11 protein-coding genes are annotated in these 14,554 nt (G+C 72.1%); all 11 read left to right on the top strand.

All coding sequences use genetic code 11. The features are described 5' to 3' along the window. Positions 1-7 precede the first annotated feature (7 nt). The 11 genes from ACX12L_RS10400 to ACX12L_RS10350 all read left to right on the top strand — a co-directional run bounded on the left by ACX12L_RS10400 (position 8) and on the right by ACX12L_RS10350 (position 14,386). Complete coding sequence (locus ACX12L_RS10400) at positions 8-1,003, top strand: asparaginase (RefSeq protein WP_459262469.1); 996 nt, start codon at positions 8-10, stop codon at positions 1,001-1,003. 39 nt (positions 1,004-1,042) lie between these two features. Beyond that, positions 1,043-2,200, top strand: coding sequence for an acyl-CoA dehydrogenase family protein (locus ACX12L_RS10395; RefSeq protein ID WP_459262468.1), 1,158 nt, complete (start codon positions 1,043-1,045; stop codon positions 2,198-2,200). Next, complete coding sequence (locus ACX12L_RS10390) at positions 2,200-4,299, top strand: acetate--CoA ligase family protein (RefSeq protein ID WP_459262467.1); 2,100 nt, start codon at positions 2,200-2,202, stop codon at positions 4,297-4,299. The genes ACX12L_RS10395 and ACX12L_RS10390 overlap by 1 nt, the downstream gene beginning before the upstream one ends. Continuing rightward, positions 4,296-5,945 carry an acyl-CoA dehydrogenase family protein gene (locus tag ACX12L_RS10385; RefSeq protein ID WP_459262466.1) on the top strand — a complete coding sequence of 550 codons (1,650 nt, stop codon included), beginning with the start codon at positions 4,296-4,298 and terminating at the stop codon, positions 5,943-5,945. The genes ACX12L_RS10390 and ACX12L_RS10385 overlap by 4 nt, the downstream gene beginning before the upstream one ends. 133 nt (positions 5,946-6,078) lie before the next feature. Continuing rightward, positions 6,079-7,335: a CoA transferase gene (locus ACX12L_RS10380; protein WP_459262465.1), complete on the top strand. Its 1,257-nt coding sequence runs from the start codon at positions 6,079-6,081 to the stop codon at positions 7,333-7,335. Between the two features lie 327 nt (positions 7,336-7,662). Next, positions 7,663-8,544: a methylglyoxal synthase gene (locus ACX12L_RS10375; RefSeq protein ID WP_459262464.1), complete on the top strand. Its 882-nt coding sequence runs from the start codon at positions 7,663-7,665 to the stop codon at positions 8,542-8,544. Continuing rightward, positions 8,544-10,715: a penicillin-binding protein 1C gene (pbpC, locus tag ACX12L_RS10370; protein ID WP_459262530.1), complete on the top strand. Its 2,172-nt coding sequence runs from the start codon at positions 8,544-8,546 to the stop codon at positions 10,713-10,715. Before ACX12L_RS10375 ends, pbpC begins: the two co-directional genes overlap by 1 nt. Positions 10,716-10,764: 49 nt before the next feature. Then, the gene (locus ACX12L_RS10365) at positions 10,765-11,301 is read left to right on the top strand and encodes a YfiR family protein (protein WP_459262529.1); all 537 of its coding nucleotides are present in this window, start codon (positions 10,765-10,767) and stop codon (positions 11,299-11,301) included. Beyond that, positions 11,301-12,536, top strand: coding sequence for a diguanylate cyclase domain-containing protein (locus tag ACX12L_RS10360; RefSeq protein ID WP_459262463.1), 1,236 nt, complete (start codon positions 11,301-11,303; stop codon positions 12,534-12,536). The genes ACX12L_RS10365 and ACX12L_RS10360 overlap by 1 nt, the downstream gene beginning before the upstream one ends. Before the next feature lie 22 nt (positions 12,537-12,558). Continuing rightward, positions 12,559-13,065, top strand: a complete 507-nt coding sequence (locus ACX12L_RS10355; RefSeq protein ID WP_459262462.1) for an OmpA family protein — start codon at positions 12,559-12,561, stop codon at positions 13,063-13,065. A 148-nt stretch (positions 13,066-13,213) separates the two neighbouring features. Beyond that, positions 13,214-14,386: an alpha-hydroxy acid oxidase gene (locus ACX12L_RS10350; protein WP_459262461.1), complete on the top strand. Its 1,173-nt coding sequence runs from the start codon at positions 13,214-13,216 to the stop codon at positions 14,384-14,386. The last annotated feature ends 168 nt before the right edge of the window (positions 14,387-14,554 follow it).

Genomic DNA, 14,554 nt, shown 5'->3' with positions numbered 1-14,554 from the left:
GCCGCCTATGCCGCCCATCGAACCGCACCGCTGCGCGCTGATCACGACCGGCGGCACGATCGTCTCGCGCATCGACCCGGCCACCGGCCTGGCGATGCCGGTGCTGTCAGGCGACGAGCTGCTGAGCACGCTGCGTGGCCACGGCGACCCGGGCGAGGTCGAGGTGCACGACTTCTGCCGCGTCGCGTCGCCGCACATCGGTCCCCGGGAGTGGGTGGGACTGTCGGCGCTCGCGCAGTCGCTTGCCGCGCGCGAGGACGTCGCCGGCATCGTCGTCACGCACGGCACCAGCACGCTGGAGGACACGGCGTGGTTCCTCGATCTCGTGCTGCGCACCGAAAAACCGGTCGTCGTGACCGGCGCGCAGCGCAACGCGTCGGCGCCGGACTTCGATGGCCCGCGCAACCTGCTCACGGCATTGAAGATTTGCCGCGCTCCGGCGGCGCGCGGACTGGGCGTGCTGGTCGCGCTCAACGAGCACGTCAACGCGGCGCGCGAGGCGACCAAGACCCACACCGTCGACGTGGAGACCTTCCAGTCGGGCGAGTGGGGCTACCTCGGCTCGGTGGTGAACGATAGGGTCACGTTCCATCGCGCGCCGGCTCGCCGGCTGCACATCCCGCTCGCGGCCTCCGCGCTGCCGCCGGTCGAGATCGTCTCGATGTATCCCGGTGCGAGCGGCGCGCTGATCACGGCCGCCGCCGATGCGGGCGCCCGCGGCATCGTCGTGCAGGCCGTCGCCTCCGGCCATGTCAACGAGGCGATGGCCGGTGCGATCGGCGCCGTGCTGGCGCGCGGCGTCGCCGTCGCCGTCTCCACGCGCATTCCCCGTGGCGGCACGCGCGCGGGCTACGGTTTCCCCGGCTCGTCGCAGCGGCTGGTCGAGGCCGGCGCCGTGCTTGCCGGCGACCTCTCGCCCTGGAAAGCGCGCATCGTGCTGATGCTGGCGCTGCAGCGCGGGCCGGTGCCCGCTCCCGAGCTGGCGAGGCTGTTCGATCAATGACCCCGGCGCGGCGACGCGCCTTTCCTTCAGGACTGCAACATGGATTTTGAACTGAGCGAAGAGCAACGGGCCTTTGCCGATTCGGTGGCGCGCTTCGCACGCGAGAAGCTGGCCGCGGGGGCACTGCGGCGCGCGCATTCGCACGAGTGGGATTACGAGGCCGGCCAGCTGATCGCGGAGCAGGGCCTGCTGGGCATCGCGTTTGCGCAAGCCGATGGCGGCCAGGGCGGCACGCTGATGCACGCGGTGCTGGCGATCGAGCAGGTGGCGCTGGCGTGCCCGCGCAGCGCGGACATCGTGCAGGTCGGCAACTTCGGCCCGATCCGCACCTTCGTCGAGTACGCGACGCCCGAGCAGAAGGCGCGTTTCCTGCCAGGCCTGCTGTCCGGCCAGAAGCTGATCTGCCTGGGCATGAGCGAGCCCGAGGCCGGTTCGGCCGTCACCGAGTTGAAGACCACGGCGCGCCAGGAAGGCGACGAGTACGTGATCAATGGCTCCAAGGTGTTCTCCTCGCACGGCCTGGAAGCCGACCTGTTCCTGATCTACGTGCGGTTCGGCCCCGGCGTGGGCGGCATCGGCTCGGTGCTGCTGGAGCGCGGCATGCCGGGCTTCTCGATCGGGCAGCCGACCCGCTTCATGAACGGCGAGCAGTGGGGGCAGCTGTATTTCGACAACGTGCGCGTCCCGGCGAGGAATCTGCTGCTGGGGGCCGGCGGCTTCAAGAAGCAGATCTCCGGCTTCAACGTCGAGCGTCTGGGCAACGCGTCGCGCGCGCTGGCCTGCGGGCGCTATTGCTTCAACCTGGCGCGCGAGCACGCGCTGCAGCGCAAGCAGTTCGGCCGCACGCTCGCCGAGTTCCAGGGCGTCCAGTGGAAGTTCGCCGAAATGGCGATGAAGCTGGAACAGGCGCAGCTGCTGCTGTACAAGGCGGCGATGGAAGGCGAGCACGGGCTGCCGTCGGCGCAGGGCACGGCGATGGCCAAGCTCGCGTGCAACCTCGCAGGCTGGGAAGTCTCCAATGAAGCCATGCAGGTCATGGGCGGCCTGGGCTTCACGCAGGACCTGCTGGTCGAATACTGCGTACGCCGCACGCGCGGCTGGATGATCGCCGGCGGCTCGATCGAGATCCTGAAGAACCGGATCGCGGAGGGTGTCTTCGGGCGCACCTTTTCGCAGCGTCCGGAGAAGGCGGCGTGATGGCCGCCGGACGTGCGAGCGGGGCCGAGCTGGCGCGCGTGCTGCTGCACCCGCGCAGCGTCGCGCTGGTGGGCGTTTCCGACGATGCGGCCAAGCCGGCGGCGCGTCCGCTGCGCTATCTGCGCCAGGCCGGGTTCGCGGGTGCCGTGTATCCGATCAACCCGCAGCGCGGGATGGTGCAGGGCGAGCGCGCGTGGCCCAGCCTCGCGGCGCTGCCCGAGGTGCCCGAGCATGTGTTCGTGATGACTGCCACCGAACACGTGCTGGGCACGCTGCGCGAATGCGAGCGTCTGGGCGTCAAGGTCGCCACCGTGCTGGCCGGCGGCTTTTCGGAGGCGGGTCCGGAAGGCGCCGCGCGCGAGGAGGCGGTGCGCGCCTTTGCGCGCACCAGCAGCCTGCGGCTGGTCGGTCCGGCAAGCCTGGGCGTCGCGCATCCGGGCTCGGGCCTGCTGCTCACGGCCAACGCCGCGTTCGCCGAGCGCGAGCTGCCGCCGGGCAAAGTGTTCGTCGCCTCGCACAGCGGCAGCATGCTCGGCGCGCTGCTGTCGCGCGGCAAGGCGCGCGGCGTCGGCTTCGCCGGCATGGTTTCGGTCGGCGTCGAGGCCGACCTGAGCCTGGGCGAGATCTGCAGCGCGACGCTGGACGACCCGCAGATCGACAGCTACCTGCTGTTCCTGGAAAGCCTGCGCCGCGGCGCTGACCTGCAGCGGTTCGCGCGAGAGGCGGCGCGCCGCGGCAAGCCGGTGATCGCATACAAGCTGGGGCGCTCGCAGGCGGCCGCGGAGATGGCGACCACGCATACCGGCGCGCTCGCTGGCGAGGACGATGTGGCCGACGCGTTCCTGCGCGGCCTGGGCGTCGCGCGCGTTGGGGTGCTGGAGGCGCTGCTGGAAGCCCCTGCGCTCGCGCGCCGCATCCCGCTCGGCGCCACCGGCGCGGCGCACCCGCCGCGCGTCGGCATCGTCACCACGACCGGGGGCGGTGCCGCGATGGTGGTCGACCAGCTCGGCATCCGCGGCATCGTCGTCGAGCCGCCCTCGCCCGCGACGCTGGCGCGCCTGGCGGCGGCCAACCTGCCGGCTACGCCGGGGCGCGTGCTGGACGTGACGCTGGCCGGTGCGAAGTACGAGATCATGAGGCAGTTGCTGGCGATTCTGCTGGACGCGCCGGAGTTCGACCTCGTCGTCACAGTCGTCGGCTCGTCGGCGCGCTTCCAGCCGGAGCTGGCGGTCAAGCCCGTCATCGACACGGCGCGCACGGCGAGCAGGCCGCTGGCCGCGATGCTGGTGCCCGATGCGCCGCAGGCGCTCGCGGAACTCACCGCGCATGGCGTGCCGTGCTTCCGCTCGCCCGAGGCGTGCGCCGACGCGATCGCCGCGGTGCTGCAGCGGCGATCGCCGACGGTGCCTGCCGCGGCCACGCAGCCAGCGCGCGATGAGGCAGCGTTCATCAGCGAGGCCGACGCCTACGGTCTGCTGGAAAAGCTCGATGTGCCGCATGCGCCGGTCGTGAAGATGCCGCTGGCTGAACTGCCGCGCGCGCTGCCGTTCGCATTTCCGGTCGTCGCGAAGGTCTGCGACGAGCGCATCCCCCACAAGACCGAGGTCGGCGGCGTGGTGCTGGGCATCCGCGACGAGACCGGGCTGCACGCCGCGTTCGAGACGCTGCGTCGCAACCTCGCCGAGCGCGCGCCCGGCATCGAGTGCCGCGACGTGCTCGTGCAGACCATGCGCAGCGGGCTCATGGAGGCGCTGGTCGGCTATCGCGTCGATGCCGATGCCGGTCCGCTGGTGATGCTGGCCGCCGGCGGCGTGTGGGCAGAGGTGGCGCGCGACCGCGCCCTGCGGCTCGCACCGGTAACCGTTGAGACTGCGCGCGAGATGATCGCGGAAGTGAAGGCGTTCCGGACCCTGGCGGGTCTGCGCGGACGACCGCGCGGCGATCTCGATGCGCTCGCGCGTGCCGTGTCGGCCCTGTCGCAACTGGCGCTGCAGCCGCAACTGGGCGTCGTGGAGGCGGAGGTGAATCCGTTGATGGTGATGCCGGAAGGTGCGGGCGTGCTCGCGGTCGACGCGCTGGTTTTGCGGAGGCAGCCATGATGCCCGCTATCGTGAGTCCGCTGCTGGTGCGCACGCGCGCGTTGTTCGACGGCGCGGTCACCGCGCTCGCGCGCGAGTGCGCAGAAGGCGGCAAGCTCGACGCGCGCAAGCTGGACGCGCAGCAGTTCGCAAGTTACGAGATCGCGTGGGCCGCCGCGGACCTGCTGGCCGCCGAGACCCTCGCTGGAGCGCGGCTCAACGCACTCGACGCGAAACTGGCGGGAGTGTTCGTCGCCGAAGCGCTCGGCGCCGTGCTGCGCCGACTGGAGCCACTGCTGCTCGACCTGCGCCTGGACCTGCAGCTGGGCGAGCTGCGCGCGCTGGCCGCGAGCGGCGAGCTCGCGCAGTTCCGGCGCGAGGCGGCGGGTGCCGCGGTGCAGGCGCAGGCCGGCGCGGCGGTCGCCGCGGGCGATGGCGAACTCGGCGACGTGCCGCTCGATGCCGGGATCGTCATGGCGCGCGACGGCTTCCGCCGCTTCGCCGCAGAGGCGGTGGCGCCGCTCGCAGAGCGCATCCACCGAGAGGACCAGATCGTCCCCGAGTCGCTGCTGCAGCCGCTGCGCGAGATGGGCGTGTTCGGCCTGTCGATCCCGGAGGCCTACGGCGGTACCGCGCCTGGCAGCCATGACGACACGCAGATGATGGTGGCCGTCACCGAGGCGCTGTCGGAAGGCTCGCTCGGCGCGGCCGGCAGCCTCATCACGCGGCCCGAGATCCTGGCGCGGGCGCTGCTGGCTGGCGGCACCGAGGCGCAGAAGCGGCGCTGGCTGCCGGCGCTCGCCGTGGGCGAGCCGCTGTGCGCGATCGCGATGACCGAGCCGGACTTCGGCTCGGATGTCGCGGGCCTGCAGCTGAAGGCGGCGCGCGCCGAAGGCGGCTGGCTGCTGAATGGCGCGAAGACCTGGTGCACCTTCGCCGGCAAGGCCGGCGTGCTGATGGTCGTTGCGCGCACCGATCCGGACAAAGCGGCGGGCCACCGCGGCTTGAGCCTGCTGCTGGTCGAGAAGCCCGCGTTCGAGGGCCATGAGTTCGCCGTGGCGCAGGAGGGCGGCGGCACGCTGCACGGCCGCGCGATCCCGACCATTGGCTACCGCGGCATGCATTCGTTCGACCTCGTGTTCGAGAACTTCTTCGTGCCGGACGAGAACCTGGTCGGCGGGGACGCGGGCCTGGGCAAGGGGTTTTACTTCACGATGACCGGCATGATGGGCGGCCGCATGCAGACGGCAGGCCGTGCACTGGGCGTGATGCGGGCCGCGGTGCGCGCGGCGATCCGCTACGCCGGCGACCGCCAGGTGTTCGGCGCGCCGCTCGCCTCGTACCAACTCACGCAGGTGAAGATCGCGGCCATGGCGGCGCGTTTCGTCGCCTGCCGCTGGCTCGCCTACGACGTTGCGCGCCTGCTCGATGCGGGCGGCGGCCGCATGGAGGCGAGCCTGGTGAAGCTGCTGGCGTGCCGCTCGGCGGAGCTGGTCACGCGCGAGGCGTTGCAGATCCACGGCGGCATGGGCTATGCGGAGGAAACGGCCGTGAGCCGCTACTTCGTCGACGCGCGCGTTCTGTCGATCTTCGAGGGCGCCGAGGAGACGCTGGCGCTGAAGGTGATCGCGCGCAGCCTGCTGGAGCAGGCGCTGGAGAAGCGCTGAAGAATGGGGTCCATGCCGAACGAGTCCCGTGCGCTTCGCGCGCACCGCGCCGAAGGCCGGACCCACCCGCCCGACCGCCCGGCAGAGGTGTTCTGTCGGGGCCTGGCGTAACGCATTGACGAAAGGCAGTTCCGTGACCTACTCCTTCCTCGACAACCTGCGCGTCATCGAAAGCTCCGCGTTCATCGCCGCGCCGCTGGCCGGCCTCACGCTGTCGCAGTACGGCGCCGAAGTGATCCGCGTGGACATGATTGGCGGCGGGATCGACTACGGCCGCATGCCGCGCATGCCGCGCATGCCGCAGGCCGATGGGCGCGGCCGCAGCCTGTACTGGACCGCGCTGAACAAGGGCAAGCGCTCGATCGCGATCGACCTGCGCCGGCCGCAAGGGCGCGAGCTGGTGCAGGCGCTCGCGACCGCGCCAGGGCCGCGCGGCGGCGTGCTGCTGACCAACATCGGCACGCCCTGGCTCGCGCACGACGTGCTCGCGGCGAAGCGCGCCGACGTCATCACGTGCACGATCGAAGGCAACAGCGACGGATCGACAGCGCTCGACTACACCGTCAATTGCGCGACCGGCTATCCGGCGGTCACCGGCGGCGGCTCGGTGCAGCGCCCCGTCAACCACGTGCTGCCCGCCTGGGACATGGCCTGCGCGTACCAAGCGGCGTTCGCGGTGGTCGCCGCCGTCAGCCGCCGCGCAACGTGCGGCGAAGGCGCGCAGCTGCGCATCGCGCTGTCGGACGTCGCGTTCACGGCCCTGTCGCACCTCGGCGTCATGGGCGAGGCCGAGTTGCTGCACCAGGACCGGCCCTCGATCGGCAACGATCTGTACGGCGCGTTCGGCCGTGATTTCGGCACCAGCGACGGTGGCCGCATCATGGTGGCGGCGATCTCGATCAATCAGTGGGATGCGCTGGTGCAGGCGTGCGGCATCGCCGATGCGATCGCGGCGCTCGAGCAGCGCCTGGGCCTTGAATTCCGCGACGAGGCGCAGCGCTTCGAGGCGCGCACCGAGATCGCCGCGCTGGTCGAACCGTGGTTCGCGGCGCGCACGCGCGCGCAGGCGGAAGCCGAGCTCACGCGCCACAAGGTCTGCTGGGGCCGCTACAACACGATCACCGAACTGCTCGCCGCCGATGTGCGCGCGAGCGTCGCCAATCCGGTGTTCGAGCGCATCGACACGCCGGGCATCGGCACGCACCTGGCCGCCGGTGCGGTCGTCCGCGCAGCCGGCATCCCGCGCCAGCCGACGTCCCCGGCGCCGCTGCTGGGGACGGACACCGACCAGGTGCTGCACGAAGTGCTGGGCCTCGATTCCGGCGTGATCGGCCGCCTGCACGACGCCGGCATCGTGGCAGGCCCCGAGCGCGATCCTTCGCGGGTGTGAGATGGGTGCTTGCGGTGTGGAATCCGGACGCCGGGACAGCGCTGGACCGGGCCAGCCAGGCGCCGCATGAGGCCGTGGCTCGGGGCCCCGGACAGTCATGCCAGCGTCACACACCGGGCCTATAGTAGCCCGCAGGTCTTGACCGGACGTGAGCCCCAAGTGTGGCGCGGCATCGCAGTCCATGAGCCTGCGCATTGGGCCGGGCTTCCTCTGCAATGCCGGGCCCTCTGTGGGGGTGTTAATGGCCCGGCCCGGGCCGGCGCCACCGGGTGCCGGCTGCGTTTACGATGGGCGCTTTCATTGACCCGCCACAGAAAGCCGCCGCACATGCTCATGGGCCTTGCCGCCAACCGCCTGCACCACCAGTCAGAAGACGCCGCGCTGTTCGCCTTCCTGCGCGCCTGCGAGGTGGGCATCCGCGAGCTCCGGCTTGGCCTGCACGCCGTGGGCCGCACGCACGATGCGATCGCCGCGGCGGGCATGCTGCGCGGCTACGCGCCGCTGGTGCGCTACCCCTACGGGCGCGAGGGCGGGCTGATGAAGCTGGTGGCCGAGGTGGTGGGCATGCCGGAGCCGGGGCGCGCGCTCGACGGCGCCATCTACCTCATCGACCCGGTGGACCCGTCGTCCATCTTCCCCGAGGCGCTCGCGCTCAAGCGCCAGTGCGTGATCCACGGCAAGCCGTTCCTGTCCACCGTGGCCAGTGCGCGCGACTGGGTGGAGATGGAGCGCATCCACGCGGGCCTGCCGCCCGACCGCCATGCCGACCGCTTCCATGACTACGAAGCGCAGACGCTGGCGCTGATTGCGCACGACGCGATGAAGGGCGCCATGCTGGATTTCGCCGCGCGCAACTTCGACCTGCTCTCGCGCTTCGGCCGCCGCGTGGGCACGGGCACCACGGGCCAGCGCCTCAACGAGATGGCCTGGAGCCGCGGCTGGCCCGCCGGCGAGCCCTGGGTGCAGCGCTTCAACAGCGGCCCGCTGGGCGGCGACGCGCAGATCGCCGACCTGGTGCTGGAGCGCCGCTGCCACCGCGCCATCTTCTTCGAGGACCCGCACGTCGCGCGCCAGCACGAGGCCGACATCCAGCTGCTGGAGCGCGCCGTGACCACCGCCACGCACGACGCGGTGTGCACCACCTCGCCCGCGGTGGCGCAGCGCTGGTGCGACGCCGCCCGTTTGCGTGGCTCGCGCGCCGGGCGCTGATGCGGCGCGCGCTCATCGCCGCCTGGCTGGCCCTGGCGGCACTGCCCGCGCTGGCGCTGCCCACGTTCGACGAGGTGCGCGCGGACTTCCACCCGTCCGAGACCCTGGTGCTCTCGCGCGAGGGCGAGGTGATCCAGCGCCTGCGCACCGACGCCACGGTGCGCCGCGGCCAGTGGCAGCCGCTGGCGGCCGTGTCGCCCGCGCTGCGCACGGCGCTGGTGCTCAGCGAGGACAAGCGCTTCTACGAGCACAGCGGCGTGGACTGGGCCGCCGTCTCCGCCGCCGCCTGGGCCAACCTGTGGAACCAGCGCACGCGCGGCGCGAGCACGCTCACCATGCAGCTCGCGGGCCTGCTCGACGGCGACTGGCGCCAGGGGCCCGGCGGGCGCACGGTCACGCAGAAGCTCGGCCAGGCCGTGGCCGCGCAGGTGCTCGACCGGCGCTGGCGCAAGGACCAGATCCTGGAGGCGTACCTGAACCTCGTGCCGTTTCGCGGCGAGATCGTGGGCATCGACGCGCTCGCGCGCACGCTGTTCGGCAAGGCCGCGCACGGGCTCGACGAGCGCGAGGCCGCTGTGGCCGCCGCGCTGGTGCGCGCGCCCAATGCCGCGCCCGCGCTGGTCGCACGGCGCGCCTGCGGGGTGCTGAGCGAGATGCACAGGGGCAGGGGCGTGGACTGCGACGCGCTCGACCTGTTCACCGCCGCCGCCCTGCAGCGCCGCGCGTTCGACGCCAGCGAGGGCATCGCGCCGCACTTTGCGCGCCAGTTGCTGCGCAGGGTGCCGCCCGGCGAGCGCGTGCGCTCCACGGTCAGCGCGCCGCTGCAGCGCGTGGCGGTGCAGGCGCTCACGCGCCACCTGCGCGAGCTGCGCGGGCGCAACGTGGAGGACGGCGCGCTGGTGGTGCTGGACAACGCCACGGGCGAGGTGCTGGCCTGGGTGGGCTCGTCCGGCCCCCTGAGCCAGGCGGCCGAGGTGGACGGCGTGCTGGCGCTGCGCCAGCCCGGCTCCACGCTCAAGCCTTTTTTGTACGCGCAGGCGATTGCCGAGCGGCGCCTGACCGCCGCCTCGCTGGTGCACGACTCGCCCGCGCAGATCCCCACGGCCGGCGGCCTGTACATACCGCAGAACTACGACCGGCAGTTCAAGGGCTGGGTGTCGGTGCGCCAGGCGCTGGCGGCCTCGCTCAACGTGCCGGCGGTGCGCACGCTGGTCATGGTCTCGCCCGATGCGTTCTTCGCGCAGCTGCGCGCGCTGGGACTGCCGCTCGCCGAATCGGGCGGCTACTACGGCTACAGCCTCGCGCTGGGCAGCAGCGAGGTGCCGCTTGTGCACCTGGCGAACGCCTACCGCGCGCTCGCCAACGGCGGGCGGGCCAGCCCCGTGGCCTTCGCCGCCACGCCGCGCCCGGCGTTCACGCAGGCGCTGGACGCGGGCGCGGCCTTCATCGTGGGCGACATCCTGGCCGACGCGAACGCCCGCGCGCCCACCTTCGGCGCCGACAGCGTGCTCGCCACGCGCTTCTGGACCGCCGTGAAGACCGGCACCAGCAAGGACATGCGCGACAACTGGGCCGTGGGCTGGTCCGCGCGCTACACCGTGGGCGTGTGGGTGGGCAACGCCGGCGGCGCGGCCATGCACGACGTGAGCGGCACCAGCGGCGCCGCGCCCATCTGGGCCGACGTGATGGGCTGGCTGCACCGCGGCACGCCCAGCAGAGCGCCCCGGCCGCCCGGGGGCGTGGTGCGGCAGGCGGTGCGCTACGGGCCCGCGCCCGACGGCGGCCGGCTGGAAAGCGCACGGGGAGAATGGTTCCTGCGCGGCACGCAGCAGGCGCTGTTTGCTATCGATACGGTAGCTTCCAGCGCTTACCAGGAGGGCGCTGGAGGCCAAAAAGGCTTGAAACCCGCGGCGCGCATCCTCGCGCCCGCGCCGGGTACCATCGTCGCGCTGGACCCCGACATCCCGCCCGCGCACCAGCGCCTGCGCTTCGAGGCCGACGGCGCCGCCGTGCGCTGGCGCATCGACGGCAAGCCGGCCGGGCAGGGCGCGCAGTGGGCGTGGCTGCCCTGGCCCGGCCGCCACCGCGTGGAACTGCTGGACGCGCGCGGCAAGGTGCTCGATACCATCCAGATCGAGGTGCGCGGCGCGGGTGTGCGCACCCCTGAGTAGCTTGGCCGCTACACTGCTTTCCTCTGTTTCGAAAGGCTGCAGCGTGTCGATCCCCTCCCTCTTCAGGCATGCCCTGGTGGCGCTGTGCGTGCTGTGGCTGGCCGCAGGCCCGGTGCGTGCGCAGGAGATCGTCACCGACGAAAAGTCGCAGGCCGTGGCCAAGACGGTGCTGGGCATCCTGGGCTACACGCGCTGGCCCTCCGCGTCGCAGACGGTGCGCCTGTGCGTCGTCGGCCCCACGGAGTACGCGGACGAGCTGCTCAAGGGCGGCGTGCTGCCCGGCGACCGCCGCGTGCAGGTGCGCCGCATGCGGCTGGACGATGCCGGGCTGCTGTCGCAGTGCGACGGCGTCTACGCCGGCATGCTGGACGATGCCGCATGGCGCCAGCTGCGCGAGCGGCTCGAATCGCAGCCGCTGCTGTCCATCAGCGAACGGCAGGAGCTGTGCCTGATCGGCTGCATGTTCTGCCTGGACGTGCGCGAGAGCGGCGTGGCCTTCGAGACCAACCTCGACTCCGTGGCGCGCAGCGGCGTGCGCGTGAACCCGCGCGTGCTGCAGCTGGCGCGGCGCAAGGGCGGCGCCTGATGGCTCAACGGAACGGGGCGGTGGGCAGGCCCTCCTCTTTGCGTGGCGTGGTGCGCCGGGCGCACCTGGGCATGGCGTTGATGGCGATGGCGCTGGCGGGGTCGCTGCTGCTGCTCGCGGGGCTGGTGGCGCTGCGTGTGCACCTGGCAAACAACCTGCAGCTGATGGCGCGCTCCGTCGCCTACACGGTCGAGGCGGCGGTGGTCTTCAAGGACGCGGAGGAGGCCGGCCAGGCCCTGGCGCGCATGCTCGCGCGCGAAGGCGTGGCCCGCGCCGTGGTGCGCGACGCCGAGGGCGCCGTGTTCGCGCAGTGGCAGGGCGCCGAGCCCGGCCTGCGCGCGCGCACGGGGCAGGCGCTGGCGCGGCTGGCGCTGCTGGCCCCGGCGGTGGCTCCCATCCGGTACGAGGGCACGCCCATGGGCACGGTGGAGCTGCACGGCGATGGCCAGGCGCTGCTGAACTTCGTGCTCACCGGCCTGGCGGCGCTGCTGGCCTGCACGGCCGTCAGCGGCGCGGTGGGCCTGCTGCTGGCGCGGCGCATGCTGCGCGACATGGTCACGCCGCTGCAGGCGCTGGCGCAGGTGGCGCGCGCGGTGCGGCGCGAGCGCGCCACCGGCCTGCGCGTGCCGCCGGCGCGGCTGGCCGAGCTGCGCGAGCTGGGCGACGACTTCAACGCCCTGCTGGGCGAGCTGGAGGACCGCGAGGCGCTGCTGCATCAGAAGAATGCCGAGCTGCAGCAGCGCGCGCTGCACGACAGCCTGACCGGCCTGCCCAACCGCGCCAGCTTCGAGCAGCACCTGCAGGCGGCCATCGTGCGTGCGCGCGGCGCCGGCCAGGCCATGGCGCTGCTGTTCATCGACTGCGACCGCTTCAAGCAGGTCAACGACACCCACGGCCATGCCGCGGGCGACGCGCTGCTGGTCGAGGTGGCGCGCCGCCTGCAGGCGCAGGTGCGCGCGGGCGACGTGGCCGCGCGCCTGGGCGGCGACGAGTTCGCGGTGATCATGGCGCCCCCGGCCGCGCAGGCCGAAGCGAAGGCCCTGGCCGGCCGCGTGGCGGCCGCCATGCGCGAGCCGCTGGTGCTGGAGGGCGGCGGCGTGCTGCGGCCGCAGGTGAGCGTGGGCGTGGCCGTGTTCCCGCAGCAGGGCCGCGACATGGAGTCGCTGCTGCACAGCGCCGACGCCGCCATGTACGAGGAGAAAGCCTGCCGGGGCCGGCGGATGACGGACGTGTAGAGAAAGCACAGAGATGATGACGATGCCAACCCCTTCCCGTTTTTTCCTGCGCCTGCTGTGGCTGTGCGCCGCCGTGCTGGCCCTGGGCGCATGCCAGAGCCCGCCGCCTGCGGCCGCCGAAGCGCAGGCCGCGCGCCGCGCCCAGGTGCTGCGCGAGCAGGGCTTCGTGCAGACCGGCGACGGCTGGGAGCTGCAGATGTCCGGCAAGCTGCTGTTCGACTTCAATTCCGACGCCATGACCGGCGAGCGCCGCGAGATGCTGGCGCGCATGGGCCATGCGCTGGTCGACGTGGGCGTGGGCGCGCTGCGCGTGGAAGGGCATGCCGACGACCAGGGCTCGCCCGACTACAACGAGCGCCTGTCGCTGCGCCGCGCGCAGTCGGTGGCCCAGGTGCTGGCCGAGGCGGGCATCCCGCGCGAGCGCATCGACATCCGCGGCTACGGCGCGAGCCGCCCGCTGGTCATCGGCACCAGCGAGGCCGCGCGCCAGGAAAACCGGCGCGTGGCGCTGATCGTCCCGGCGCAATAGGCGGCACGGGCGTGTGTGGCCGGCCCCCATGGCCAGGGAGCCGCCCGGCGGCCACAAAAAAATTCACGGGCCGCGCAAAAGCCTTCAAGCCGGCCGAAGGCACCTGGCACTACGATGCACGGCTTGTCGAAAACACCAGGGGACCGCCGTGGCCGATCTTTCCAAAATCACCTGTATCGAAGACCTGCGCGTGATCGCCGAGCGGCGCGTGCCGCGCATGTTCTACGACTACGCCGACTCGGGCTCGTGGACCGAGGGCACCTACCGCGCCAACGAGACGGACTTCCATGCCATCAAGTTCCGCCAGCGCGTGGCGGTGAACATGGAGGGGCGCAGCACCGCAGCCGCCATGGTCGGCCAGCAGGCGAAGATGCCCGTGTGCATCGCCCCCGTGGGCCTCACCGGCATGCAGCATGCCGACGGCGAGATCCACGCCGCGCGCGCGGCCGAGAAGTTCGGCATACCGTTCACCCTGTCCACGATGAGCATCTGCTCCATCGAGGACATCGCCGAGCACACCAGCGCGCCGTTCTGGTTCCAGCTGTACATGATGCGCGACCGCGAGGCCATGGCGCGCATGATCGGGCGCGCGCGCGACGCCAAGTGCAGCGCCCTGGTGCTGACGCTGGACCTGCAGGTGATAGGCCAGCGCCACAAGGACATCAAGAACGGCCTGACGGCGCCGCCCCGGCCCACGCTGGCGAATATCGTCAACCTCATGACCAAGCCGCGCTGGTGCCTGGGCATGGCCGGCACCAGGCGCCACACCTTCCGCAACCTGGTGGGCCACGTGAAGGGCGTGTCCGACATGAACTCGCTGGCCGCCTGGACCAACGAACAGTTCGACCCGCGCCTGTCCTGGGAAGACGTGCGCTGGGTCAAGCAGCAGTGGGGCGGCAAGCTCATCCTCAAGGGCATCATGGAGGTGGAGGACGCGGTGCTGGCCGTGCAGAACGGCGCCGACGCCATCGTGGTCAGCAACCACGGCGGGCGCCAGCTCGACGGGGCGCCGTCCGCCATCCATGCGCTGCCCGCCATCGTCGATGCCGTGGGCGACAGGATCGAGGTGTGGATGGACGGCGGCATCCGCAGCGGCCAGGACGTGCTGCGCGCCTGGGCCCTGGGCGCGCGCGGCACCATGATCGGCCGCGCCATGGTCTACGGCCTGGGCGCCTTCGGCGAGGCCGGCGTGACCAAGGCGCTGCAAATCATCCACAAGGAGCTGGACGTGAGCATGGCCTTCTGCGGCCACACCAACCTCCAGAACGTGGACCGCTCCATCCTCGTCCCCGGCACCTACCCCACGGCGCCGCAGGCTTGAAGGTGCTTGTGTCTTGATAGCTGGCAGCGCTTGCTGGAAAAGCGCTGGAGGCTGTTTTTATTGAAAATTGGCATCGGCCATCGCCATGCGCACGGGCGGCCCTCGCCAATGGGCGCGGCCCGCGCCGGCGGCGCTGGCTATGCTGCGGGGCCGCTGCCATGTCGCCCT

Source organism: Alicycliphilus sp. T452 (assembly GCF_054512775.1).
This window is presented reverse-complemented; position numbering and strand designations above follow the sequence as displayed.

Coding starts and splice junctions, on each gene's coding strand:
- ACX12L_RS10400 (WP_459262469.1), top strand. CDS start 8: ATGCCGCCCATCGAACCGCACCGCTGCGCGCTGATCACGACCGGCGGC.
- ACX12L_RS10385 (WP_459262466.1), top strand. CDS start 4,296: ATGATGCCCGCTATCGTGAGTCCGCTGCTGGTGCGCACGCGCGCGTTG.
- pbpC (WP_459262530.1), top strand. CDS start 8,544: ATGCGGCGCGCGCTCATCGCCGCCTGGCTGGCCCTGGCGGCACTGCCC.
- ACX12L_RS10355 (WP_459262462.1), top strand. CDS start 12,559: ATGCCAACCCCTTCCCGTTTTTTCCTGCGCCTGCTGTGGCTGTGCGCC.
- ACX12L_RS10390 (WP_459262467.1), top strand. CDS start 2,200: ATGGCCGCCGGACGTGCGAGCGGGGCCGAGCTGGCGCGCGTGCTGCTG.
- ACX12L_RS10395 (WP_459262468.1), top strand. CDS start 1,043: ATGGATTTTGAACTGAGCGAAGAGCAACGGGCCTTTGCCGATTCGGTG.
- ACX12L_RS10360 (WP_459262463.1), top strand. CDS start 11,301: ATGGCTCAACGGAACGGGGCGGTGGGCAGGCCCTCCTCTTTGCGTGGC.
- ACX12L_RS10375 (WP_459262464.1), top strand. CDS start 7,663: ATGCTCATGGGCCTTGCCGCCAACCGCCTGCACCACCAGTCAGAAGAC.